Genomic DNA, 25,226 nt, shown 5'->3' with positions numbered 1-25,226 from the left:
ATTAATATTTATATAAAAAATTAGGAGTATATTAATGAAAGTAATGGTTTCAGGCGGAGCAGGATATATAGGAAGTCATGCAGTTGTTCAATTGTTAGATCAAGGTTATGATGTTGTTGTTGTTGATAATTTGTCAAAAGGCATTATAAGCGCAGTGGATATAAGGGCTATTTTTTATCAATGTGATATACGAGATAAGAAGTCTTTAAACGAAATTTTTAAAAAAGAAAAAATTGATGTTGTTATGCAATTTGCAGCAGATATTGTCATTGCTGAGAGTGAAAAAGATCCTTTGAAATATTTTAATAATAATGTGGCAGGAACAATTTCTTTATTAGAAGTGATGGTTGAAAACGAAGTAAAGAAAATTATCTTTTCTTCAACGGCAGCAATATATGGTAATACAGAAAAAATTCCGGTTGAAGAGACAGATGCGATTGATCCAATTAGTCCATATGGAACGACAAAAGCATTTGTAGAAAAGATTTTAGACAGTTGTAGACAAGCATATGGGATGAATTATTGTGTATTTAGATATTTCAATGTAGCCGGAGCGCATGAAAAATATCCGATTGGCCAAAATGTGAAAAAGAATACAGCTCTGATTCCAATTATACTGGAAGTTGCTGCAGAAGAAAGACCATATATAGAAATATATGGTAATGATTATGAAACAAAGGATGGTACTGGCGTTCGTGATTTCATTCATGTAGTTGATTTGGTAGATGCGCATATTTTAGGAATCATGCAACTTAATAAAAATTTAAGTGGCATTTATAATCTTGGAAATGGCCAGGGCTTTTCAGTTAACGAGATGATTGAAGCAGCTCGCAAGGTAACAAAAAAGAATATTCCAGTGAAAATATCACCAAGACGAGAAGGTGATATTGCCGTTTCAATAGCATCGAGTGATAAGGCTAAGAAAGAACTAGGATGGAAGCCCCACTATACAAATGTTGAAAAAATAATTGAGACAGCCTGGAATTACAAAATAAAAAAGCACTAAAATCACCTTAGTTAATACTATAAATATAGAATGAAAGAGAAAAATAATGATGATGAATCAAAAAGTGAAAAATCTGAGTAGAAATACAGAAAATAAAATACTCTTTTGCATATTGGGGTTTTTAATTGCGATTTTGCTATGCGGCTTAGTATATTATTGGAAAAATGATTTTCAGAACATTGTTGTTATTGGAAAACAAATCGCGTTTAGTTTTTTCGCAGTATGGATGTTCCTATTTTTAATGGTGACAATATATTTTATAAAAATGAATCAACTGGGAAAAAGTTTTTTGGTAACAACAAAAATATTGCTTGATTTTTTTATCAACTATCGATATCGAATAGCTACGATTGTGTTTGTTATATTGGTCGTTTTAGGAATCAATTTTTCATCTCTGGCATCTTGGGAGACAACGACTTATGAGGAATCGCATTCTGTTATATTTGGGCAAGCAAGGTCAATTCGATCGGATGAATGGCTGGTGGAAACACCCTGGGTTTTATCTCAATATAACGAGGGTTTTCCAACCGTAAATGATGACATTCGAGTTGATGGTCAAAATATGCTGTTTATGAGTACAAAAACACCAATAGAACACATTTCTACAATTGGAAATCCTTATAATTGGGGATACTTTTTCTTACCTATCGAACAAGGCTATGCTTGGCATTGGGTCTTAAAATTATTATTATTACTTTTGTTTTCATATGAATTCCTACATATTATTACTAAGGAGAGTCGATATGTATCTTTTGTTGGTGCATTTTGGATTGCTTTTTCGCCAACGATTGCATGGTGGTTTGATACTTCGGTTATTGAAATTGTTATTGCTTTTCAAGCGTTGTTTGTTGCTGTATTTTATTATTTTAGGGTCAGCAAGGTTTATCAGAAGATTTTGTTGCTCGCAATGGTTGTTATTTTTGGACTAAATTTTATTTTAGATTTATATCCCGCATTTCAAATTGTATTGGGATATGTTTTTTTAGGGTTGCTTATTTATTTAGTAATTAAAAATTATAAAAAAATTAAAAAACAAGATATTATCTTCATTACTTTATCGGTCATTTTTATAATAGCGGTAGTAGCAGTTACAATTATCCCGTCAATTTCGGATATAACCATTATGATGTCAACGTCATATCCTGGAAGCAGAATGATAACCGGCGGTGGAATGAGAATATCTGATTTGACCAAATATTTATATAACTGGTTGATTCCTTTCGTTGATGTTCCCCCGGAAACATTGCTGAATAATTGTATTGCCAGTGCTTATGTAACCTTTATTCCGGCATCACTAATAATAATTTTGAAAAGCTGGAAAGAAAAAAAGTATATTGACAACGCCTATTTAAAAATATTTATAGCGTTTTATATTGTGTTTGCTTTATGGATACTACTACCCTTTCCAGAATTATTTGCAAAATATACTTTGTTGTATATGGTCACGCCGCAAATGTCGTTAATGGGGGCAGGGCTAATGGGAGTCTATATTAGTTGCATTGTTATTAGTCAATTAAACGAAAGAGCGGGCTTTAGTAAAAAAGGAATAATCGCTTTTCTTTCAATTTTAGGCTGTTATTTTTTGTTGGCGCTTTATTTTAATAAGGCAATCAGTTATTTAGGAATAATCGGAACAAGTATTACAATAATAATTTTTTTATTGGCGAATTACTTTTTCATTATTGGAAAAAAATATGTGGTTTTGATTTTTGTTTGCATTGTTTCAATCATTCCGGGATTTTTTGTCAATCCTGTTAATGTGGGACTCGCGCCGATTAAAGAAACGGTACTTGCTAAGTCAATACAAGAAGTGGTTAAAGAAGATCCGAAGGGATTATGGATGGGATATGATTCGGTAACATTGCCTAATTATATCCTTGCTGAAGGAGGAAAAGTACTAAATAGTGTCCACTACTATCCAAATAACAGATTGTGGGCGCAGATAAGTAATGACACAAATGATTATACAATATATAATCGTTTTGCACATATTCAAATAGAATTTAGTGCTTCGGAAAAAACTAAATTTGAATTGATTGCCACAGATCATATAAAAATCACACTGAATGTAAATGACTTAGAAAAACTTAATGTAAAATACATTGTTTCTTATAATCCATTAGAGAAATTTAACAATCAAAACGTTTCATTTATTAAACAAAGCCAGAATGATGCTGGTACAATATTTATTTATCAAGTGATATATAACAATTGAATTTAAAGTGGATATAAACAAACTATGGCAACAATGAAAAATTCATATAAAGCGATTTTAAACAAAATGAATAAATTAAGAATGGATGGTTTTGATTATTGAAGAAGAAAGAAAAGTATTTTGAACTTGTTGATAGGGAGATAACCTCAAGAACAAATATTATTATTTTTGGGGTTATCCTTATTTTCACTTTTTGTTATATGTTGTTTCTAAACATTAAAACCCCTTTGATTGCTGACGATTATGTTTATAAATTTATTGCCGGTACCAGTACTCCCATTAATTCTTTTGGGGATATTGTACAATCCCTGATTCTTTTTTACCTAAGCTGGGGTGGAAGGCTTGTCGCAGAGCTTTTTAACCGACTGTTTATGCTGTGGGGAAAAGAAGTTTTTAATGTGTCGAATAGTCTGTGTTATATTGTATTTGTTTTAACTGTTTATTTTTTAGCCGTTGGACGCAAAATCAGTGCGTTTAAATTACTGCTGGTTACTATTCTAGTCTGGTTTTTCACTCCGGTATTTGGGCAGACTGTTATTTGGCTTACCGGTTCCTGCAATTATTTATGGTGTGGAACTCTGATTGTTCTGGCCCTTTTGCCTTTCCGTTTTTACGAAGAGAAGCAGACCGCGCTGTTAAAGAGTAAGTGGCTGGCCGTCGTTTTAATCCCTTTGTTTTTTATGAGTGGGATAACCAATGAGAATTCAGCAGGAGCAATGATTCTTATTATGATCTTGTTCAGCTTGCTTTTTTATAAACGCAAAATAAAAATTCCTTATTTTGCCTGGACTGGCATCATTTTTTCGATGATTTCTTTTTTATGCATGATTTTTGCTCCGGGAAATGGAATGAGAACAACCAATGAAGCCCCCATCGCGGAAGTAACGCAGATGGTGGGTTCCAATCCTATTATTACGAAGTTTTCCTATTTTGCCTATAATTTATATGATTTAATGCCTTTGCTGATTTTAGCAGTGATTGCCGGCTTGCTATTATATAAGAAAAAGGATCGAAATATTTTGATGGTATTTGGCATTTTTATTATTGCCGCAGCGGCTGCGATGTTTGTGATGCTGGCACCTCCTAAATTTCCGCCTCGAGCCATGTTTGGCTTATCGGCAATGATTAGCATTGCCATTGTTTATGCGGTTGATCAACTTGAAATAAAATGGAATCATCAGTTGATTCTAATACCCTTTACAGCAGTGCTGCTATATTATGTGATGTCGTTAGGGTATGTGGGTATTGATGCGATTACCGTTTTCAAGGAGTCGGAAACCCGCATTGAAATCATAAACGAAAATAAAGCTGAAGACGTCATTGCTGTTCCGGGAATTACACCGTTAACCGACCATAATGGTATGTATGGCCTGAAAGATGTTCAAATGGATCCCAATCACTGGGTAAATCGTGCCCTTGCAGATTATTATGGTGTTAAAAACATTGTTTTAGAACCATAGAAGGAGAGAAAGTTTTGGAAATAATAAAAACAAAAATAAAAAGTGTGACACGTTGGAATTACTTTCCAATACTGGTTTTTACCTTTTTCATTTTGATTATGCACTTTTTTTTAAGCCCATCAGGAGATGACATCACCTATGGAACGATTTTTTATAAAGAACCGGTATTAACTTTTGTTTCACAGTCTTTTTATGAATGGAGTTCCCGGATTATTATTATGCCGGTAGCGGCATTCTTTGCAGGCAATTCGTTTTTTCTGTTTTCCATTTTTGATGTTTCCGTTTATTTCTTATTGGCCTTTATGATTTCAAAACTCTTTGTTTATGACAATCACCGAAAAATGAATTGGATTATTGTGCTGCTTTTAGCATGTGTGCCGTTTGTTTCAATGTTGACAACGGCAGGATGGGTCGTCACCAGTATTCATTATTTTTGGCCGCTTACGTTGAGTCTGGTGGCGTTATACCCACTCAAAAAAATACTGTTTAATGAAGAGATTAAATGGTACGAATATCCGGTGTATTTTATTGCCACCGTTTTTGGCATGAATATGGAAATTATGGCGGCAATTTTAGTGTCATTTTATTTTATATTTTGCATTTTCTTTATAGCCAAAAAAAATATTTCTGGCTATACGATTTTTACCACCATTGTTTTAATTGGTAATTTGATTTTTATTCTTCTTTGCCCGGGAAATGCCGTTCGCGACATAGCGGAAATTGCTTCACAATTTCCGGAATATGCCTCTTTTGGCCTTCTTCAGAAGATGACCTTATCAGCTACATCGTTTATTGTCACGATTGATCAAAATTTTATCATGCTAACCGTTTTAGGGTTAGCTTGGCTTTATTCCTGGAAAAAGTATCAAACTTGGGTTCCAAGAATAATGGGGATATTGCCGTTTGTTATTTGCGCACTGATTGATATGGCTCGGGTTGTCGTTTTGAGCCCCAAATTTGCCTGTGGTTACAAGTTATTAACGGGAAATAATATTACTGACTGGATTTCTTTTCAAGGTATTACCAGCGGAACTTTGGGAGTTTACCATTACCTGGTACTTGCGGCAATGACAATATTCGTGATTTCATTAATGGCTATGACGATTACTTTGTTCAAAGATTCTCAGAAACGATGGATTGCAGTTCTGGTAATGGGCGCAGGGATCATGTCGCGGGTTGCGATGGGATTTTCTCCAACCGTATATAAGTCTGGGGCACGGACATTCTTATTTCAATACATTGCCATGGCTATTTTGGGACTTTTGATATATCAGGAATTCAATTCAAGCTTGTCTCCTAAAAATCAAAAAAGAGTTATCTGGGGTTTGGCGCTTTTGGCAATTTGCGGTTATCTGGAGTCGCTTTGTAAATTAATTTAAAAAAAGATGAAGCTGGAAAACAATAACAAGTTAGAAAAAGGCTCCGAATGGCGATTCAAATCGCCATTCGGAGCCTTTTCTCACATCGCTTTACTTTGTTTTGCTGACAATCTCTTTGCTGATTTTTGTTGCGGCACTGGAGGGGCTGTAGGAGTCCTCGTAAATAAATTGATATAAAGCTTTAATATTATCGACTAAAGTATTTGGGACAACATAAGCGACTCCATCAAGTGTATCCAGAGAAACATAGTCATCTGTTGGAAAGCGACTCTGCTCAATATCTTTTGAAGGCATAAGGGCAAGGTTGATACCGTATTTGATAAGTTCCAGGGTGCTCAAGGATGTTTTAACATAAGGCAAGGTTGACTGAACGAGCTTAAATTGATCAATCGGATTAAGATCCATTGCCTTAGATAACACTTGTTCAAAAACATCTCGTTGCCGTTGGGTTCGATCAAAGTCACCATCGCCGACATAACGCACTCGACAGTAAGCTAAAGCTTGAGAACCGTCAACAACTTGAGAACCGATTTTTTTGAGATCCGGTGAGCTGGTATTAACTTTATCATTAATATCCATCAGATACTCATTTACCCAGTTTAATTCATCTTGACTTTTAATATCAATGGTAACGCCGCCGACCGCATTGACCATCGAGACCATCGCATCGAAGTTAATCGTGACATAATCGGTAATCGGCGTATCAAAGTTTTCATTGATGGTTTGAACAGCTAAATCCGGTCCGCCATAAGCATAGGCGGCATTGATTTTATCATAACCATATTTTGGGTTAATATACGCATAATCATCGCGCATAATGGATGCTACCTTCAGTTTGCTGTGTTCATAGTCTGCTGTGGCGACCATGATGGTATCGGTACGGTCACCGTCAACGTCATCTCGGCCATCAACACCAAAAACGGCGATATTGACAATCTTATGCTGTTTGGCAAAAGCGGCAGCTTCATTACTGATGCCATAACTGCTTAAATTTCCTTGCAGATCACTGGTTACATTTTGCAAGAAAAATGCATAAATGGCAAATGCAGCGATCAAAAGAAAAAGGATAAGCATAAAAATCGTTTTCAAAAATTTCTTAAACCTACTTTTACCTTTTTTCTTTTTCTTGGGCATGGGTAAGGCCGTTGATTGCGGTCTCGATTTTTCCTGTTTTGAATTATTTTGTCGTTTTTTGTCCGTTTGACTTGTTGACTGTCTTAAGTTTTTATTGCTTTTTGGTTTTGATGAAGGAGTACGTCTATTTTCGATTACGTTTTTTTTTCGTGCGCTCAATACTAATACCTCATTTGGAAATCGTTCATTTGCAAAAACAGTATTTGCAAATTAGTGCAAAGATGTGCATTCTTAGGGTTTCTAAGGGTAAAAGGTACACTTGAATTTTAAAATGCGTCTGAATTTTAACTTCTAGATAAATATTATATCATATTTGTAAAAATATGTAAAAAAAAATATATTAATAGAAATTAACAGGAACCGTAAATCTTGTTATACATTTCACTAAAACTTTGTTATAATATGGATTATAGATTCATATTGAATATAGGAGTGGGGTTAATATGGCAAATAAACAGGAGCTCAAGGGGAAAAATGAGTACTTTGAATATGTTGAATCACGCATTGAAAATTTAGAGAAACTAATTTTACAAAAAGATGATGAGTTAAAATCTTTAATTCTTAAAACTGCCCAAAATGGGGCGGGTCAATGGAAAAGTAATCCGAGTGAAGAAACGGTAACGATAAAAGAAAAAGGAAATTTTGATCGAGTGTTTCAAGATATCAAGGAAGAAGAAGCACGCTTTTTAAAAAATGAAGGGGAGTTGCCTCAATACAAGGCTGAGGAACTGAATGAACAACTTTGCAACATCGAGAAAAGAGAGAAAATAGTTCAGGAAATGTTGGACTCTTTGGGGTCAGCGCTGTCAATCCTAAAACAGCGTCACGAAGAGGTGAACCGTAAGGAAGAAACCCTTAATTCTGAATATCAAAAGCTTTTAAAAATAGAAGAGTTATATAGAAATACCCAGGGGACCGATTCTTTAGGATCATCCTTTGGACAGTTTCCTATTGGCAAAGGAAGTTCTAAAGATGAAAAAAGAACTCCCATAAAAAAAGACAGCAAGGAGTGATTCGATGAAATTGAGTCTTGGAAAATGTTGGGGTTTGTTGATTTTTGATATGATTGGTTTAGCCATTTCAGGTTATGCTTTTTTACTGGTTTATCAGATTATAACAACCCTATCAAATGCAAATGCTTTTATAATATTAATGGGATTTTTTGTTGGAATTAAAGTTGTGGTATTGTCGTTATACGATTTGAACCGGAATATGTTACATAAAAACATTCCGTTTTTAGGTGCTCTAATTTCTGTTCTTGGGAATGGGATTATTTTTGGCCTGTGCTGGTTTCTTATTCCTGAAGTTCCGGCAACCTTTTTTATTGGATTGGCAATTATTGATTTTTTGATGGTTACGCTATGTCATCTTTTATGGTGGGTACTGATCGGAAAAGATGAAGAAAACGGTAAGGAAAACGGTAAAGTTAAAGAAAAAGTTGTCAAAAAAAAAGAAGAAGCTGTCAAGATGAAGGAAGAAGTTGTCAAGAAAAAAAAAGGAGCTAAAGAAAAAAAAACATGGTTAGCCCCCACTGACGATGAAGAATCAGAGTATGATAGCATTTTTACCAGTCTATTGGAAAATGAAAAAAAAGGACAGAAAAGATATACAGAACCAGAAAATAGAAATGTATTTGAAGAAGAAAAACGATATCAAACCAGCGATTTTTTAGATGAAATTAAACAAAATTTAAAAAAGGATCATCAGCTGCCGGAGGAAAGATTGGGAGTCAGAGCACCATCCGTTTTCCAAAGCCCATCTCAAAAGCAAGGGCTCGTTGAAAAAAAAATAGAAACTGAACTGCCAGGTAAAAAAAAAGATGAAATAAATGATCATTTACCGATCAATATAAAAAATGAAGTGGCAGAACCCTTTCAGAAAACGACTGAAAAGCCGGCTTTAAGTCCAACAAATCCGTTATCTACTAAAGATACGAATGAATTATTTGTTCCTTTTCCTAATGTTCAAAGGAAAGAAAATACAGTTCCCGTCAAAAGTGAAGACCGATCTGATAATGCGTTGGGAATAGGTGAACCGACTGTAGAAAGAGAAGAAGATTTTATTTCCATTGAAAGAAGATTGAGTTATCTCTTTAATGAAATTGAAAAATCAATGAAGGAAACACAGTATCTTCAGAGCGCTGTGGGGGTTTTTCAAAAAGAAGTGGAAACCTACACCCCAATTACTGGTGATGAAAAAATTATCGCTACCGGGAATTTGATTCGAGAGAAGCTTAAGATGATTATTGATAAACAATTTGTTGTCGACGAAGTGTTGGATGATCTCATTCGTTTATCTAAACTGATTAATAATCGGATTAATGATTTGGATATCATTGAGGCGGGACTTAATCAACGAAAAATAGCTTTGGATCAAAAAGATGTTCTCTTTGTCGAAGAGCATGATCGAGGCGAAATGGATACAGAGATAGAAATAATGCCAGAGGAAGTTGTCCTGGAAAATCTCGATTCAGAGTTTATTGTTGCCGGAGATGATTACGAAACAGTGCGCAAGTATTTGATTCAGAACCCTGAAAAATGAGCAGTAAAAAACATCCTCTCAATTGTAAGGGATGTTTTTTTTATTATGAATATTAATTTCCGTTTTTTTTGATTTTTTCAGGAAGTGCTTGCAACTATTATGGGGATTAAAAAATTCACTTAAGAAAGAGTCGCTAAAACAATGAAAAAAGGGGATGCTTCTGCCAATGAATAATTATTTTTTTATTGCGAATGTTTAAGAAAAATGGTATACTGCTACCTGTATAAAAAGTTGGAGCATTGATTAAAGATGCATCAAAACTTATTATTATTAGGAGGAAAAGAAATGAAAAAGATCACAAAGCTCGGTATTTTGATGATGGCTGTTGCCATGATTTTCTCTCTTGCTGCCTGTTCCAGTGGAAAAACCACAACAAGTACTGCGAAGAAATATGTTATTGCGACAGACACAACATTCAAACCATTTGAGTATGAAAACGACAAAGGTGAACGTGTTGGTATCGATATTGACCTGTTAGCAGCGATTGCTAAAGATCAGAATTTTGATTATGAACTTAAAGCAGTCGGTTTTGATGGCGCTTTAGGAGAAGTAACATCAGGTCAGTCGGATGGTATGATTGCCGGCATGAGTATTACTGACGCCAGAAAAGCCACTTTTGATTTTTCTGATCCATACTTTGATTCAGGCGTTGTCATGGCCGTTTCAGCTTCAAACGATACAATTAAGACTTATGCAGATTTGAGCGGACAAAAAGTTGCTGTTAAAAATGGTACCGAAGGCGCTACTTTTGCAGAATCAATCAAAGCACAATATGGTTTTGAAACCGTTTCTTTCCCAGATTCAGCAAACATGTATGAAGATGTTAAAGCGGGAAATTCAGCTGCTTTGTTTGAAGACTATCCAGTAATTGGGGATGCCATTGCCAGCGGGGTTCCACTAAAAATGATGGGAAATATGGAAGCCGGAAATTCTTACGGATTTGCTGTTAAAAAAGGACAAAACGCTGATTTGCTCAAGATGTTTAATGCTGGTTTAGCAGATGTAAAAGCTAACGGTGAATATCAAAAAATCTTAGATACCTACATCAAAAAATAATTTATCAAAAATAATTTAGTCGTTATTTACTAAGAAATCATCTGTCAGTGAAATATACTACTGACAGATGATTTCTCTAAGTTATCTAAAAGTGTTTACTCGCGGTGTGAGTAAAGACTATTGGACAACTGGACCCATTGAAGGAGGTTGACGTGAGTATACCAGAATTAGTTGTACAGAATTGGTCTCGTCTGTTAGCGGGACTCGCCATGACCGTTGAACTAACCATTATTTCTCTTATTATTGCCGGAATGCTGGGGTTGTTATTTGGTCTTTTATCGGTTTCAAAGAAAAAGAGTTTACGTGCAATCGCACTTGTTTATGTCGATATTGTTCGCGGAACGCCATTACTGGTCCAGGCATTTTTTATTTACTTTGGTATTCCGGCCGCACTTGGGATCCGATTAGATGCTAATACTGCCGGGATCATTACCTTGAGCCTCAATGCCGGAGGATATTTAGCTGAAATATTTAGAGGCGGAATTGAATCCATTAGTAAAGGCCAGATGGAGGCAGCCCGTAGTTTGGGATTGCCTTATAGTTTGGCAATGACTAAAGTTATTTTACCTCAGGCTGTTCGCACCATGACACCGGCGCTGATTAACCAGTGTATTATTACACTAAAAGATACATCGATCCTTTCGATCATTGGCATTCAGGAATTAACCCAAACGGGAAGGCTCATTATTGCTAATAATTATCAGGCATTTGAAATGTGGACAATCGTTGCGGTTATGTATTTTGTCATTATCATGATTTTAACAAAAATATCAAAACGTATTGAAAGGAAAATGTCTTATGGGAAAAGTGAAAATTAAAAACCTGAAAAAGAGTTTTGGTGAATTAGAAGTCCTAAAGGACATTAACCTGGAAGTTTGTGAAAGAGAAGTTATTTGTATCATCGGTCCTTCTGGTTCTGGTAAAAGTACCCTTTTGCGTTGTATCAATGCTCTTGAGGTGGCCACCAGCGGAACGGTGGAGGTTGATGGGAATGATATTACCGGTGCTGCTGATAAAGACATTAATAAGTATCGGCAAAATATTGGTATGGTGTTCCAACAATTCAACCTTTTCCCCCACATGACCGTTTTGGAGAATATTTCATTTGCTCCGGTGACACTTAAGCTAAAAAGTAAGCAGGAAGCGAATGAGAAAGCCCTTAAGCTTTTAAGACGTGTTGATCTTGAAGAAAAAGCAAATGTTTATCCGGAACAGCTTTCCGGAGGACAGCAACAGCGTGTTGCCATTGCCCGGGCCTTGGCGATGGATCCGGATGTGATGCTTTTTGATGAACCGACTTCCGCACTGGATCCTGAAATGGTTGGTGAAGTCCTGAACGTCATGAAAAAACTCGCAAAAGAAGGAATGACCATGATCGTGGTTACCCATGAAATGGGATTCGCAAGAGAAGTTGCGGACCGTGTTATCTTTATTGATGAAGGATTTATTGTCGAAGAAGGCCCACCTCAGGAGCTATTCGGTGCGCCGAAAAATGAACGGACCATTAATTTTTTGAACATGGTTTTATAAAAAAAGATGAACCATCTCCTTATTCAGAGATGGTTTTTATTTTACAGGTCATGTTAAGGTTTTCAAAAAAGGGTATAAAAAATTTCGACAGGGTTTTAGGAGGAATAATAAAATGATGATTAAACGACGGTTGATTAACGGCGTTGAGTTTTTAAAAATAAAAATCATGGAAAACAAACAAAGAACGGGAGCAGTATTCTGCATCCTGCTCGTACTCATCGGCTTTTTTATGCCATTTATGAGTGCCAAGGCGGAGGTTTCAGTAACCGGGATCATGAATAATACGCTGGAAATTATAAGTCCCGAAAACAACATGCTTTCCGTTAGCCTGGGCGATTTCGTGCTTCAGAAGCCCATTGATGAAATTACCGTTTATAATACAAAACTGGGAGATGTTAAACTATTTAATCAGTCGGTATTAGGAATTCTCAGAAATCCAATCCCAGATAAAGGCGTGATCGGAGATGTTAACGAAGCTTTGTCCAGTTCAGCACTAGATTATCTTGTTGACCCAAAGGTTCAGGAAATCATTGCCACAAGGCTGGCAAGGGGAGACAAACTCAATATTATCCTTGTGAGTACCTGGAATGCGATTCAAGATGCTAAAAAAATTGTCGGCGCAGTCAATGATGTGTCCATCCAGGCTCGCCAATCGATGAATCAGGTTAACGAGACCATGGCGACGATCGACGGGTATAAATCCACGGCAAATGGTTTTGTGTTTGTTCTTTTTGTACTAATGATTGGGTTAATGGCTTTGGTGCTATATAAACGAGCAAATATTAATCTTTCTATTGTTCTATCTGGAATTATGCTGTTCTTTTTTGCAGCAATTGGGATGGGGACTTCCATTGCAAATAATCAGATTGAACTCCAAATTGCCGAATTGGTTGGACAAGTTAACAATAGTGCAATGGAGTTAATTCGGTCAGTATTAACAGGAACATTTGGTGATATCGGAACCTTTATTGCAAATTATATTGGGGAACAGGCTAACTTTTTAAAAATGTCTTTTTCCATTCAATTGAATGCGGGATATTGGGTTATTTTATTGGGACTGTTAGGAAGTTTTATATTATGCATCCTTGTCGGACGACAAAATAAAAAACAGAGTGGCGATATACAAGCAACAGCTGAAATAAAAGAAAAAGAAATTGAAATGATTGAATGCAACGAGTTACAAGAAAAAGATGAACGTATCGAAGAAGTGAATTAAACAGTTTAAACTATTTGCTTGCAAAAAAAAGGATGGCCATGATGGTCATCCTTTTTTGATTTGGTTATTTAACTAATTGCGAGATTTTAATATTTTGGGTGTGTTCAATTGGTTCCCAGATTTCAATCGGTTTAAGGAAACATAAAATGTTAATGGGAATCCAGGACATAAGGTAAAACCAAAAGGAAAAAATAGAAATATTGTTTACGTCGCTAATCTTTTTACCTTCCAACCATAAGACCATTACAGTAAAGATAACACTGAACGCAACTCCGCCAACGGCAATTAAGATGGCAATAGTTAACGCATTAGACCATATACCGGTGGTGATAAACAGCATTCCTAAGATGATAAAGGAACAGATGGTGTAAATGCAGGTTAGAACCTGCATAAAGGGTGAAATCAAGTACATGATCATGTCAAAAGAACAACGATTTTTATCCTTAATCACACGATCCCGCAATTGTGGTGAATAACGTTCAAAACACTGGATGGTGCCGGTTGACCATCGCTTGCGCTGGGACCAGGACTGTTCAAAGGTAAGAGGGTGTTCATCAAAGGTAATGGCGTCTGGTGCCCAAGCCACTCGGTATCCCTTGATAACACATTGAGTGGTGAATTCAATATCTTCGGTAAGGCTGAACGTCTTAAAGCCTTCTTTTTTAAGCACATCGGCATGCATCATAAAACCGGTTCCATTTAATGCAGCGGATAAACCCAATTTATTACGTGCTAAATTCAGAAAACGATTCAGCGTCCAGTAGAATACGGATTGACACCCTGAAATCCAGGAATCGTTTGGATTTTTGCTGTCCCGATAGCCTTGGGCGATTTTTTCGCCAGATTCGATGACACTATTCATTGATGAGAAAAAATGTTTATCAACAACATTGTCAGCATCAAATATACAGAAAGCATCGTAAACATCATTTTCGCTAAAGATATAGTCAAAAAACTGGGAAAGGGCAGTACCTTTCGACTTGACCTCGCCGGTGCATGTCATGATTTTTGCTCCATGTGCGCTAGCAACCTCTTTGGTATTATCCGTACAATTATTGGGAATAACATAAATATCCATTAATTCTTCCGGATAATCTTGTTGGTGCAAGCTTTCAATAAGATTGCCGATAACACCAGCCTCATTTCGAGCGGCAATAACAGCAGCCATACGATTTTTGGGAGGTGCAGATGTATATTTATTTTTTTTTGAATAGCCAAATAAACCGACGACAAAAAAATAGATACCATAAATAAAAAACGGGATACCTAAAATAAATAATAGGGTAAAGATTTGTGAAACCATTTTTATTTATTTCTCCTTCATATTAAATTGTGAAATGCGATTAACTTTATATATTCTAACATGGAACGACACTTATAACAAGAAATCTTAAGGCAATCTAAAGGCTTGTATCTGTTTTGTGTCTTTTATAAAGCTTCCGGTTTCTAGTTCTCTTGTAAAGTGCTTTGTTCAATTAATACCCCGAAAATCCTGATAGATAACAAACTTAAAGAACTAAAGAGTTCATTTCTAGTTAATATTGAATGTTTAGTATATAAATATAAAATAAATTCAATAGTTGGAGGATAAAAGTGAAAACGAAAAAGAAGATTATAATTGGGTGTATTGTTGGCGTATTAATTGTTCTGGGCGGGATTGTTGGATATCAGGTTTTTGGGAATAAGACAACTAATCAATATACCGAGTCCAAAGTTACTGTTGAGAAAATTGTCAATGATAACCGGTTTACAGGAGTCATCGAAAGCCAGTCCAGGGAAAATATTATGGCGACAAGTTCTCAAAAGATAAGTGAGTTTTATGTCAGTGAGGGCGATGAAGTCGAGAAAGATACGGATCTTTATGAAACCTCCACCGGAGAAGTCATTAGTGCCACAAAAAGCGGTGAGGTATCAAAAATTTATTATGAAGAGGATGATACGGTACCCGCCGGGGGAGAAGTTATGGATATTGTCGATTATACCAACTTGCAGGTTAGTATAAAAGTAGATGAGTATCAATTATCCAGCATTGCAGAGGGTTCGCCAGTAACGATTAATATTGATAGCATTGGCCGAAGTGTTCAGGGAACAGTCAGTGAAATCAGTCGGGAAGCCAAAAACGAGAATGGGGTTGCTTATTTTACAGCAATTGTGGATTTTCAGGGCGATTCAGCAATCCGAATTGGAATGAATGCAGAAGTTATTATTGTGAAAGAAAGTGCGGAAAATGCATTAGCGGTTCCGGTTGCTGCGATTCAATTTGGGGAAAACAATCAAACTTATGTTATGGTGAAGAATAATTCGGATACCATTGAGAATCAAAACGTAACGACAGGCATTACCGATGGTGTGAAAATTCAAATAACTCAAGGTCTCAACGAAAATGATACGGTGATGATTCCGAAAATCACGACTTCAAATACAACAAGCATGCAACAGTCGGCTACAAGTGGTGGCAAGTAATGGCAGAAAGAATTTTAGAAATGAAAAATCTGGTTAAAACCTATGTTATGGGGGATGAGGAACAAGTTGTTTTAAAAGGAATCAATCTTGAAATAAACCGGGGCGATTTTCTTTCTGTATTGGGACCATCGGGATCGGGAAAATCCACCCTGATGAATATCATCGGGTGTTTGGATGTTCCCACCAGGGGGACTTATTATCTATCCGGTGAATTGATTCGGGATTTGCCTGAGGTGAGTCTTTCCCATATACGAAACCGTGAAATTGGATTTATTTTTCAGCAATTTCAACTGTTGCCGCGGTTATCCGCCCAGAAAAATGTGGAGTTGCCACTGATTTATGCAGGCGTTTCTGAGAAAGTGCGACATCAGCGAAGTGCTCATATCCTGGAACGGGTGGGATTAGCAGAAAAAATGAAAAACCGACCCAATCAGTTGTCCGGAGGTCAGCAACAGCGGGTGGCAATTGCCAGGGCTCTTGTGACGGAACCAACCATCTTATTGGCAGATGAACCTACAGGAGCATTGGATCAACAAACCGGTCATCAGATTATGGATCTATTTAAAGAACTTCATGCCGAAGGCAAAACCATTGTCATGATTACTCATGATGCGGAGGTTGCTAAAAACGGAAGCCGGATTGTGCGGATTGTGGATGGAAATCTCAGTGAGGGGGTATACAATGCTTAAAGAAAGTATTAAAATGGCATTAGAAAATATTGTTAGCAATAAAATGCGCTCCTTTCTCACCATGCTGGGAATTATCATTGGGGTCGGGTCGGTAATTGCCCTCATTACTATTGTCTCCGGAGCAACCAGTACTGTCACTGATCAGGTGGCGTCCATGGGAGCAAATACGGTGACAGTTCAGGTAAAGGGGACACCGCTAAAACAGGGATTAACTCAAGGTGATGTGGATAAAATATCAGAACTTTCGAATATCTCAGGCATTGCCCCGACGATTTCAGGAACAACAACCGTGGCTTTTGATGGCAATACGATGGATGACATTACCCTTCAGGGTAAGAATGATGTGTATTTCAAAAACACCGAAGACGTTATTTCCACGGGACGAATCATCAACACCATTGATACTGAAAATAAAAGTAGAGTTGCTCTAATCGGAAATGATATTGCGAGTGAATTATATGTTGGGAAGAATCCCATTGGACAGCAAATAAAAATAGGCGGAATCACCTATACCGTCATCGGCATTTTACAGGAATCAAGCAGCTTTGCATCCGCTGATACAAATAAATCAGTGATCATACCCTATACTACTGCCATGGGGGCTGTTGGTGCAAAATATATCAACAGCATGACCATTTATATTGCCGACGAAACGATGGCGGATACGACAACCCGGGAAATTGAAGCGGTTTTAACAAAAGCATTTAATGGCGATGATGATGGTTATTCCATTGTCAACATGCAAAGTATTCTCGATACCATAAAAAGCATGACCAGCATTCTCTCCATGATGCTAGGAGGAATTGCATCGATTTCGCTGGTAGTAGGCGGTATTGGCATTATGAACATGATGCTGGTTTCAGTCTCGGAACGAACCAGTGAAATTGGTCTTCGCAAGGCTCTGGGGGCAGAGCCCAAGCAAATTCAGCTTCAGTTTCTGATTGAATCGGTGGTGCTCTGCCTCATCGGTGGAATCATTGGCTTCATTGTGGGGGTCAGCCTGGCATGGATTGTGGCCAACATCATCGGAATCGGATTTGCTCTGACAGCTTCCACCGTTATTTTGGGAATTGGTTTCTCGGCAATCATTGGCATTATTTTTGGATTTATGCCAGCCCGAAAGGCATCCCGACTCAACCCCATTGATGCCCTTAGGAGTATTTAGAAGAAAAAACAGGAGAATAAGATGTTAAGTATTTTGATTTGCGAGGATGACAATCACATTCGGCGTCTGTTTCGGGATACCCTGGAAAAAGAAGGCTATTCAATTTTTGAAGCAGCTGATGGCATGATGGCTTTGGAGGTGCTCAAAAAGCATCACATTGACTTGCTGATCACTGATGTGATGATGCCTCATTTGGATGGTCATGGCCTGACTCAGGCGCTAAGGGATGGGGGATTTGAACTCCCCATCCTCATGATTACGGCAAGAGAAAGTATTGATGATAAAAAAAACGGCTTTAAAGCTGGTACCGATGATTATATGGTAAAACCCGTAGACATGGATGAAATGTTGCTGCGGGTTTTTGCCCTGTTGCGTCGTTCCAAAATTGTCAATGAACAGCGGTTGGCGGTGGGAAAAACCGTTATGGATTATGGAGCGCTGACATTAAATATTGGTGATGAAACCATTACACTGCCTAAAAAAGAGTTCCTATTGCTGTTCAAACTGCTGTCCTCGCCCAATCGGATTTTTACCCGAGCCCAAATAATGGACGAAATCTGGGGGTATGAAAGTGAAAGTGATCATCGTACGGTGGATGTTCATATCAATAGATTACGGGAAAAAACAGAATCAAATACAGATTTTAAAATTGTTACGGTAAAAGGATTGGGGTACAAAGCCACGATAAAATAATGTCAAAAGAGGAGCTTCATGCGAAAAAGATTTTTTAATTCAATCTATTTTAAATTCATACTGATTTTTTTAAGCATTCTTTTTTTCTCGGCAACGGTTACCTTCAGCGTTGTTAATTATACACAATTTGGGAATTTTTTTGATGAGGCTAGGTCAGAGCTGGTAAACCAGACCGAGGCCGTTCAGACCTTGAGCCAGAAAGGTTTATCAAATGAGGAGATTGTCGCTTTGTTTAATAAAGGCGTTATGGTTTCCTGGACCGTGTCAACCCTTAATGAAACCGGATTTGATTTGTCTGAAGAAGACCGACAAACAATTGAAAACGGAGGCACTATTTTAAGTCATCAGCGTAATGGAAATCACCTTCCGGGGGCCATTGGGAAAATTCAAAACGGATATGCCGTTACTTCGGTCAATATCGAACGTCAGCAAATATCCGGTTTTTTCGATCGGCAGAAAGCGACACTGCTTTTAATGCTCATGGTTGGCACCGTTCTGACGCTGATTATGGTTGCTATGATTGTGAAACCCATTAAAGCTGTTTCGGAAGCGACAAAAAAAGTGGCTGAAGGTGACTTTGATCTGAGACTGAAGGTAAAAGGAAATGACGAATTAGCTGTTTTAGCCAGAAATTTTAATATCATGACAGAAGCGCTTTCCAAAAATGACTACATTCATCGTGATTTTGTCAGTAATGTTTCCCATGAATTCAAAACGCCCATTGCTTCCATTAAAGGATTTGGAAATTTATTAAAGGATCCCCATATTTCTGAGAAACAACGACAGGAATACGTGGATATTATTGTGGATGAAAGCGACCGACTGTGGAAACTTTCCTCGAATGTGTTAAAGCTCTCTGAACTTGAAAATGGGATTCTTGGACTCAAAAAAGAGCTGTTTTCTTTGGATGAAGAAATTCGCAGAGTCGTTCTGCTGCTTCAGGAAAAGTGGGAAACGAAAAATATTGATCTGGATATTCAGATGGATGAAATAGTTTATCGGGGTGACGAGGAGATGATGGCTCAGGTTATCATCAATATTTTTACAAATGCAATCAACCATAGCCCGGCGGATGGAACGATTAATATTGAGCTTCATGGCAATACTGAAGAAATTGTCATTAAAATAAAGAATTCCGGAGCGGGCATTTCCAGAGAAGAACAGGAAAAAATATTTGATCGTTTTTACAAGGTAGATCAATCTCGAAGTACACCGGGAACAGGACTCGGTCTGACGATATCACAACGAATTGTTAATCTTCACGGTGGTAGTATTACAGTGGAAAGTGTGGTTGAGGAAAGCAGTACCTTTATTATCAAGCTGCCTAGATAACCCAATCTAAGCAGCCAAAGAGATAAATGCGTACATCGGCTTGAACATGGGTAGTTTACAAGTTTTTCTATAGAATAAACATGAACAATTAATTGGAGTGGATAGTATCTGACAGCTAAAAGAAAAAAACCAGGAATATTTGCATTCCTGGACTTTTTTTTGGAATAAATATTTTTGCATCTTTTATAGATCTTCCGGTTTCTTTTTTATCAGTTGGGTCCGCGGCAGTTTGCTTTTTTGGGTGTCATCCAAATAGCGCCATAACATGAAAATACCAATTGGCCAAATTAGAAGACTCCAAACAGCAAGCCATACTTTGGTATAATAAAATGGAATTCCCGGTGATTCAGATCCCGGGCTAACCTTATCAGTTTGATTTAAGGACTCATCAGCAACTCTTTTTTGTTCTTCTGATAGCATCTTTTCTTCCCCCTTGTTTATTAGTTCGTTATATAAGTGATACCCGATATTAGGAAGAATAATCAAATATAAAAAATATGGAATAGCGCGTTTGTTTTATTTACAACAGTTTTTGATGCTGAAGATAAGGTGAATTTAAAAAAGCACAAAAATAAAGGCCAACGTTTATCTTGTTGTGTAGCTTTAAACAATGATAAGATTGGCCTTTAATAATTAATTTAAAAACTAGATTATATTAATCTTCTTCAGTGGCTCCAGCGTCCTCAAATTGAGAATTATAAAGATCGGCATAGAAACTACCTTTACTCAAAAGAATATCGTGGGTGCCTTGTTCAACAATATCACCATCTTTCATGACCAGGATCAAATCAGCATTTTTAATGGTAGACAATCGGTGAGCAATGATAAAACTGGTTCGCCCTTTCATGAGATTATCCATCGCTTTTTGGATGAGTACTTCGGTACGAGTATCAACGGAACTGGTGGCTTCATCCAGAATTAAAACTTTTGGATCGGCTAGAATGGCCCGGGCAATGGTAAGGAGTTGTTTCTGTCCCTGGGAAACATTGCTGGCTTCTTCATTTAAAAACATGTTATAGCCATCCGGCAGCGTATGGACAAAATAATCAACTTGAGCAGCAACAGCGGCAGCTTCAACTTCGGAATCGGTAGCATCTAAACGTCCATACCGGATGTTTTCACGGATGCTGGCATTATAGAGCCAGGTATCCTGGAGGACCATGCCAAAAATATTGCGAAGATCACTTCGACTGAAATCCTGAATATTATGTCCATCCACTAAAATTGCTCCGGTATTCACATCATAAAAACGCATGAGGAGCTTGACCATGGTGGTTTTGCCGGCGCCGGTAGGTCCGACAATGGCAATTTTTTGTCCCTCGGTGATATGTGCGGAGAAGTCATTAATAACGATTTTTTCCGGATCATACCCGAAATGCACATGATCAAAATCAACACTGCCATGGACTTTTTCAAGATCAAAATCGGTGGCGTTTTCTTCGATTTCTTCTGTTTCGTCAAGGAAGGCGAAAACCCGTTCGGCGGCGGCAGTGGTTTGCTGCAGAATATTGGATATGTTGGCAATTTGCGTGATGGGTTGGTTAAATTGTCTGACATATTGGATAAACGCTTGAATGTCACCGACAGTCACTTTTCCGTTTACGGCTAGATAACCACCAAGTATACAGACCGCTACATAGCCTAAATTTCCGATAAAGTTCATCATGGGCATCATCAGACCAGATAAAAATTGAGATTTCCAGGCAGAACTGTAAAGCGTGTCATTATAGTGATCAAAGGTTTCAAAAGAGGATTCTTCTCCATTAAAGGCTTTTACCACATTGTGTCCGCTGTACATTTCCTCTACATGGCCGTTGATATGGCCCAGATAAGTTTGCTGCTCGCTAAAATGTTTCTGGGATTTTTTTACAACGAGAATGACGATAACAAAGGAAAGCGGTACAATGCAGATGGCAACTAGGGTCATCTGCCAACTGATCGAAAGCATCATGATAAGGATACCGATGATCGTTGCAATTGAAGTGATGATCTGTGTAACACTTTGATTCAGCGTCTGGTTTACTGTTTCAATGTCATTAGTAAGGAACGAAAGCACCTCGCCATAACTGGTTTTATCAAAATATTTGAAGGGCAGTCGATTAATTTTAGAAAAAATATTTTTTCTAAGGTTATAAGTTACCTTCATGGAAATTCCGGTCATAATAAATCCCTGAATGCAGGAAAAAATGACGGAAATGGTATAGAGCCCAATCAGAATAAGAATGATCTGACCAATATAGTTAAAATCAATTCCTTTGCCGTTATCGGCAATGATGTTCATAATGCCTTCATAAATAGCGGTTGTTGCATTTCCCAGAATTTTTGGGCCCACAATATTAAAGATGGTAGACGCAACTGCAAAGATAAAAACAAAAATCAATCCTATTTTATAGGCGGCTAAATAATGCACGAGTTTTTTAAGACTTCCTTTGAAATCCTTCGGTTTTTCTCCCGGCATCATTCCTGCCGGACCACCCGGGCCACGACCCATACCCATGCCACCACGTTTTGGTTTTGGTTGTTGTTCATTTTTCATAGTGTCAGTTCCTCCTCGGTAAGTTGTGAGGATGCAATTTCTCGGTAAGTCTCACAGCTGTTCAATAATTCAGTGTGAGTTCCTTTCCCGACCACCTGGCCGTGTTCCAGAACAATGATCTGTTCGGCCTGCATAATGGTATTGATCCTTTGAGCGACGATCAGCACGGTACTGTTGCCGGTGTATTCTTTGAGTGCCCGTCTTAAGGTGACGTCGGTTTTGTAATCCAGGGCGGAAAAACTGTCATCAAAAATATAGATATCCGGTTTTCGAACCAGCGCTCGGGCAATGGAAAGTCGCTGTTTCTGTCCGCCGGAGACGTTGCCTCCGCCTTGAGCGATCTCGCGTTCGAAGCCGTCTTCACTGGATTCAATAAAGCTGGTGGCCTGAGCAACCTGGGCGGCAATGGCTAAATCTTTCTCAGTGGCTTTATTATCGCCATAAAGAAGATTGGAAGCGACGGTTCCTGAAAATAAGGTGCCTTTTTGTGGAATATATCCGATTTTTTCACGAAGATCATGTTGCGTGATTTCCCGAATATCGAGGTTATCAATGCGAATAACACCGGAGGTAACATCAAAGAATCGCGGAATCAGATTAACCAACGTAGACTTCCCAGAACCGGTTGAACCGATAAAAGCGGTTGTTTCACCAGGATTGGCAGTAAAACTGATATCATGGAGGACATCTTCGTCCGCACCTTCATAGCGAAAAGAAACGTGGTCGAAAGTGAGCATGGTTCGGTCATTTGTCGGTAATTTCTTTGGCGAAGCGGGATCAATAATACTGGGTTCGATGGCTAATACTTCCTGAATACGGTCTCCGGAAACGGAGGCCCGGGGGATCATAATAAACATCATCGACATCATCAGGAAGGACATAATAATCTGCATAGCATATTGCATGAAAGCCATCATATCACCGACTTGCATGGTTGATTGGGCGATTTGGTGAGCACCAATCCAGACAACCATGATACTGACGATATTCATAATAAACATCATCGCTGGCATCATAAACACCATCACACGATTAACAAAAAGGTTGTTTTGGGTGCTATCTTTATTAACCGCATCAAAACGATTTTCCTCAAACTTTTGATTGCCAAAAGCCCGAACCACCATAAGGCCAGTCAGGTTTTCTCTGGTGACCAGATTTAGTTTATCAACCAAACTTTGAATTATTTTAAAGCGGGGCATTGCAATGAAAAAGACAATGCTGATGATGAGGACAATGGCAATGACAGCCACCAGGATAATCCAACCCATGGAGGTCGTTCGTCTCAAGGCCATGATAATACCGCCGACTGCAAGGATGGGTGAATAGCAGAGAATACGGATACCCATAATCAGTATTGTTTGAATCTGGGTGATATCATTTGTGCTCCTCGTGATTAAAGAGGCAGTTGAAAATTTATCAAACTCGGCATTAGAAAAACATTGTACCTTTCTAAAAACATCCCGTCGCAGGGTTTGAGCAACCCCGGCAGCAATTTTTGCCGCCAAGAATCCAACCGTAATAGCGGCTGAAATACTGAGTAAAGAGAGCAGCAGCATCAGTCCGCCAATTTTTAAAATATACAGGTTTTGTACCGAACCTAAATCAATACCCAGCTCGGTATAAAATTGATTTGTAAATTGTATAGCGGTTTGAAGTTGGGTGGATTCTGAGACTTGGGAAGCCTGATCACGAGCGGCATCAAAGGTTGATGAAGGCAAACGGGTAAGCATTGGTAAGGCTTTGTAAATTTCCGAGAAATCCACATTAGACATGCTTTCAGTTGCGGTCGAATCAGTGGTATTGGTGCTTAGCGAACGCATGTAATAAACGAAGGTCCAGGTTGACTGACCAAAAATGGGGTCAAGAACTTCAAAGGTTTGAGAATCCGACTGATTTAACACATAAATACTTTCTGTTTTCAAAAGCGGATATTTTTTAAGGGTGGAATCATAATTTGAATTCGATGTATCATTCGGAGTCATGAGGGTGTAGTTCTTGTCAACCTCTGACTTATTAGCTGCTGTCATGAAAGTTGTCATGAGAGTATAGCCATCTTCGCTGATAGCTTCAGGAGTTGCATGCTCAATTCCGTTTTGCTGAATCCCAACGTTAACAATATCAGACATAAAATTGGGAAGATTAAGTTCTGATATAGCTTGGACGAAAAGCAGTGCCAAAGCGATGAGCAGCATAACAAGATAAGGCTTTAAATAGCGTGCGAGTTTTATCATGGTGTTTTCCTTTCGGTATTTTCATTTTGTTTTTCATCATTTCGTTTTCCGTCAAGGGTATCTAATGCCGTCGATAACTTGTCCAATAATGAGATAAGCGACGTTGTATCTTTTGTACCCAGAATGGCGGCGGCATCATCATAAATTTGAAAGCAAGATTGGGAATATTCTTTTTCCAGCGCTTCGCCTTTTTCGGTAAGATTGACATAAACTAAGCGGCGATCCATATCGGTGGTGATTCGCTTGACATAACCCTGTTTAACCAGGTTGGTTATGATCTGGGAAACTCCCGGCATGGAAATTTCTGAACAGCGACTGAGTTCGGAAATTTTGAGCCCTGGGGGAATGGGAAGACCGTTGGCTTCGTGTTCGGTTTTCAAAGCTGAATAACGGTTTAGGATGGTGATGAGCATAAAAAACTCATGGGGTTTGAGACCGTTAAAGCGCTTATGGTTAAGTCTATTCATGCTGGATCTTTTTACGCGATGAAAAGATTTAAAAAGTTGTTGTCCGTAATTGATCAAAAAAATCTCCTTTCTGAAATAAATAGTTAAAATCGTTAATGGTTAATCTACTTAAG

General features: G+C 37.9%; 21 protein-coding genes. 15 read left to right on the top strand and 6 right to left on the bottom strand.

The window, feature by feature from the left end:
- Positions 1-34 precede the first annotated feature (34 nt).
- The 4 genes from galE (at position 35) to FZC40_RS08340 (ending at position 6,060) form a co-directional block, all read left to right on the top strand.
- A complete protein-coding gene (gene galE / locus FZC40_RS08355; protein ID WP_148603448.1) occupies positions 35-1,006 on the top strand; it encodes a UDP-glucose 4-epimerase GalE in 972 nt (323 codons plus the stop codon).
- A gap of 46 nt (positions 1,007-1,052) precedes the next feature.
- Positions 1,053-3,221 (top strand): DUF7657 domain-containing protein, encoded by a 2,169-nt coding sequence (locus tag FZC40_RS08350; protein ID WP_148603447.1) that lies wholly within the window; start codon positions 1,053-1,055, stop codon positions 3,219-3,221.
- Between the two features lie 98 nt (positions 3,222-3,319).
- Positions 3,320-4,681: a DUF3329 domain-containing protein gene (locus FZC40_RS08345; protein ID WP_148603446.1), complete on the top strand. Its 1,362-nt coding sequence runs from the start codon at positions 3,320-3,322 to the stop codon at positions 4,679-4,681.
- 14 nt (positions 4,682-4,695) lie between these two features.
- Entirely contained in the window at positions 4,696-6,060 is a 1,365-nt protein-coding gene (locus tag FZC40_RS08340) for a DUF6056 family protein (protein ID WP_148603445.1), read from the top strand.
- Between the two features lie 90 nt (positions 6,061-6,150).
- Here the strand turns inward: FZC40_RS08340 and FZC40_RS08335 are convergent, their stop codons facing one another.
- Entirely contained in the window at positions 6,151-7,353 is a 1,203-nt protein-coding gene (locus FZC40_RS08335; RefSeq protein WP_148603444.1) for an LCP family protein, read from the bottom strand.
- Between the two features lie 284 nt (positions 7,354-7,637).
- Here FZC40_RS08335 and FZC40_RS08330 point away from each other — a divergent pair, with 284 nt between their 5' ends.
- The 6 genes from FZC40_RS08330 (at position 7,638) to FZC40_RS08305 (ending at position 13,537) form a co-directional block, all read left to right on the top strand.
- Positions 7,638-8,207, top strand: coding sequence for a hypothetical protein (locus FZC40_RS08330; protein ID WP_148603443.1), 570 nt, complete (start codon positions 7,638-7,640; stop codon positions 8,205-8,207).
- Between the two features lie 4 nt (positions 8,208-8,211).
- Positions 8,212-9,735, top strand: a complete 1,524-nt coding sequence (locus tag FZC40_RS08325) for a hypothetical protein (RefSeq protein ID WP_148603442.1) — start codon at positions 8,212-8,214, stop codon at positions 9,733-9,735.
- Positions 9,736-10,020: 285 nt separating this feature from the next.
- Positions 10,021-10,791, top strand: a complete 771-nt coding sequence (locus FZC40_RS08320) for a transporter substrate-binding domain-containing protein (RefSeq protein WP_148603441.1) — start codon at positions 10,021-10,023, stop codon at positions 10,789-10,791.
- Between the two features lie 152 nt (positions 10,792-10,943).
- Positions 10,944-11,609 (top strand): amino acid ABC transporter permease, encoded by a 666-nt coding sequence (locus FZC40_RS08315; RefSeq protein ID WP_148603440.1) that lies wholly within the window; start codon positions 10,944-10,946, stop codon positions 11,607-11,609.
- Positions 11,590-12,321 carry an amino acid ABC transporter ATP-binding protein gene (locus FZC40_RS08310; protein ID WP_148603439.1) on the top strand — a complete coding sequence of 244 codons (732 nt, stop codon included), beginning with the start codon at positions 11,590-11,592 and terminating at the stop codon, positions 12,319-12,321. Before FZC40_RS08315 ends, FZC40_RS08310 begins: the two co-directional genes overlap by 20 nt.
- Positions 12,322-12,433: 112 nt before the next feature.
- Positions 12,434-13,537 (top strand): hypothetical protein, encoded by a 1,104-nt coding sequence (locus tag FZC40_RS08305; protein ID WP_148603438.1) that lies wholly within the window; start codon positions 12,434-12,436, stop codon positions 13,535-13,537.
- Between the two features lie 64 nt (positions 13,538-13,601).
- Here the strand turns inward: FZC40_RS08305 and FZC40_RS08300 are convergent, their stop codons facing one another.
- A complete protein-coding gene (locus FZC40_RS08300) occupies positions 13,602-14,840 on the bottom strand; it encodes a glycosyltransferase family 2 protein (protein ID WP_186843700.1) in 1,239 nt (412 codons plus the stop codon).
- A gap of 290 nt (positions 14,841-15,130) precedes the next feature.
- Between FZC40_RS08300 and FZC40_RS08295 the strand changes: the two genes are divergently transcribed.
- The 5 genes from FZC40_RS08295 to FZC40_RS08275 are packed head-to-tail and all read left to right on the top strand — an operon-like array spanning position 15,131 to position 19,879.
- Positions 15,131-16,000 (top strand): efflux RND transporter periplasmic adaptor subunit, encoded by an 870-nt coding sequence (locus FZC40_RS08295; RefSeq protein WP_148603437.1) that lies wholly within the window; start codon positions 15,131-15,133, stop codon positions 15,998-16,000.
- A complete protein-coding gene (locus FZC40_RS08290; protein ID WP_148603436.1) occupies positions 16,000-16,689 on the top strand; it encodes an ABC transporter ATP-binding protein in 690 nt (229 codons plus the stop codon). The genes FZC40_RS08295 and FZC40_RS08290 overlap by 1 nt, the downstream gene beginning before the upstream one ends.
- Positions 16,682-17,854, top strand: coding sequence for an ABC transporter permease (locus FZC40_RS08285; RefSeq protein WP_148603435.1), 1,173 nt, complete (start codon positions 16,682-16,684; stop codon positions 17,852-17,854). The genes FZC40_RS08290 and FZC40_RS08285 overlap by 8 nt, the downstream gene beginning before the upstream one ends.
- A gap of 21 nt (positions 17,855-17,875) precedes the next feature.
- On the top strand, positions 17,876-18,547 hold the full coding sequence (locus FZC40_RS08280; RefSeq protein WP_148603434.1) for a response regulator transcription factor: 672 nt from the start codon (positions 17,876-17,878) through the stop codon (positions 18,545-18,547).
- Positions 18,548-18,565: 18 nt separating this feature from the next.
- On the top strand, positions 18,566-19,879 hold the full coding sequence (locus tag FZC40_RS08275) for a HAMP domain-containing sensor histidine kinase (protein WP_148603433.1): 1,314 nt from the start codon (positions 18,566-18,568) through the stop codon (positions 19,877-19,879).
- A 183-nt stretch (positions 19,880-20,062) separates the two neighbouring features.
- Here FZC40_RS08275 and FZC40_RS08270 read toward each other — a convergent pair whose 3' ends face one another.
- The 4 genes from FZC40_RS08270 to FZC40_RS08255 form a co-directional block, all read right to left on the bottom strand.
- Positions 20,063-20,299 carry a hypothetical protein gene (locus tag FZC40_RS08270; protein ID WP_148603432.1) on the bottom strand — a complete coding sequence of 79 codons (237 nt, stop codon included), beginning with the start codon at positions 20,297-20,299 and terminating at the stop codon, positions 20,063-20,065.
- A gap of 235 nt (positions 20,300-20,534) precedes the next feature.
- A complete protein-coding gene (locus FZC40_RS08265; protein ID WP_148603431.1) occupies positions 20,535-22,415 on the bottom strand; it encodes an ABC transporter transmembrane domain-containing protein in 1,881 nt (626 codons plus the stop codon).
- Positions 22,412-24,646 carry an ABC transporter ATP-binding protein gene (locus FZC40_RS08260; RefSeq protein WP_148603430.1) on the bottom strand — a complete coding sequence of 745 codons (2,235 nt, stop codon included), beginning with the start codon at positions 24,644-24,646 and terminating at the stop codon, positions 22,412-22,414. The genes FZC40_RS08265 and FZC40_RS08260 overlap by 4 nt, the downstream gene beginning before the upstream one ends.
- Positions 24,643-25,113 carry a MarR family winged helix-turn-helix transcriptional regulator gene (locus FZC40_RS08255; protein WP_148603429.1) on the bottom strand — a complete coding sequence of 157 codons (471 nt, stop codon included), beginning with the start codon at positions 25,111-25,113 and terminating at the stop codon, positions 24,643-24,645. Before FZC40_RS08255 ends, FZC40_RS08260 begins: the two co-directional genes overlap by 4 nt.
- Between the last annotated feature and the right edge of the window lie 113 nt (positions 25,114-25,226).

The organism is Acetobacterium tundrae (genome assembly GCF_008086615.1).
Lineage (GTDB): Bacteria > Bacillota > Clostridia > Eubacteriales > Eubacteriaceae > Acetobacterium > Acetobacterium tundrae.
This window is presented reverse-complemented; position numbering and strand designations above follow the sequence as displayed.

Excerpts from the sequence above, each read along its gene's own strand:
- FZC40_RS08310 (WP_148603439.1), top strand. The coding sequence starts at position 11,590 with ATGGGAAAAGTGAAAATTAAAAACCTGAAAAAGAGTTTTGGTGAATTA.
- FZC40_RS08330 (WP_148603443.1), top strand. The coding sequence starts at position 7,638 with ATGGCAAATAAACAGGAGCTCAAGGGGAAAAATGAGTACTTTGAATAT.
- FZC40_RS08255 (WP_148603429.1), bottom strand. The coding sequence starts at position 25,113 with ATGAATAGACTTAACCATAAGCGCTTTAACGGTCTCAAACCCCATGAG.
- FZC40_RS08280 (WP_148603434.1), top strand. The coding sequence starts at position 17,876 with ATGTTAAGTATTTTGATTTGCGAGGATGACAATCACATTCGGCGTCTG.
- FZC40_RS08320 (WP_148603441.1), top strand. The coding sequence starts at position 10,021 with ATGAAAAAGATCACAAAGCTCGGTATTTTGATGATGGCTGTTGCCATG.
- FZC40_RS08265 (WP_148603431.1), bottom strand. The coding sequence starts at position 22,415 with ATGAAAAATGAACAACAACCAAAACCAAAACGTGGTGGCATGGGTATG.
- FZC40_RS08300 (WP_186843700.1), bottom strand. The coding sequence starts at position 14,840 with ATGGTTTCACAAATCTTTACCCTATTATTTATTTTAGGTATCCCGTTT.
- FZC40_RS08350 (WP_148603447.1), top strand. The coding sequence starts at position 1,053 with ATGATGATGAATCAAAAAGTGAAAAATCTGAGTAGAAATACAGAAAAT.
- FZC40_RS08270 (WP_148603432.1), bottom strand. The coding sequence starts at position 20,299 with ATGCTATCAGAAGAACAAAAAAGAGTTGCTGATGAGTCCTTAAATCAA.
- FZC40_RS08275 (WP_148603433.1), top strand. The coding sequence starts at position 18,566 with ATGCGAAAAAGATTTTTTAATTCAATCTATTTTAAATTCATACTGATT.
- FZC40_RS08305 (WP_148603438.1), top strand. The coding sequence starts at position 12,434 with ATGATGATTAAACGACGGTTGATTAACGGCGTTGAGTTTTTAAAAATA.
- FZC40_RS08325 (WP_148603442.1), top strand. The coding sequence starts at position 8,212 with ATGAAATTGAGTCTTGGAAAATGTTGGGGTTTGTTGATTTTTGATATG.
- FZC40_RS08285 (WP_148603435.1), top strand. The coding sequence starts at position 16,682 with ATGCTTAAAGAAAGTATTAAAATGGCATTAGAAAATATTGTTAGCAAT.
- FZC40_RS08290 (WP_148603436.1), top strand. The coding sequence starts at position 16,000 with ATGGCAGAAAGAATTTTAGAAATGAAAAATCTGGTTAAAACCTATGTT.
- galE (WP_148603448.1), top strand. The coding sequence starts at position 35 with ATGAAAGTAATGGTTTCAGGCGGAGCAGGATATATAGGAAGTCATGCA.
- FZC40_RS08260 (WP_148603430.1), bottom strand. The coding sequence starts at position 24,646 with ATGATAAAACTCGCACGCTATTTAAAGCCTTATCTTGTTATGCTGCTC.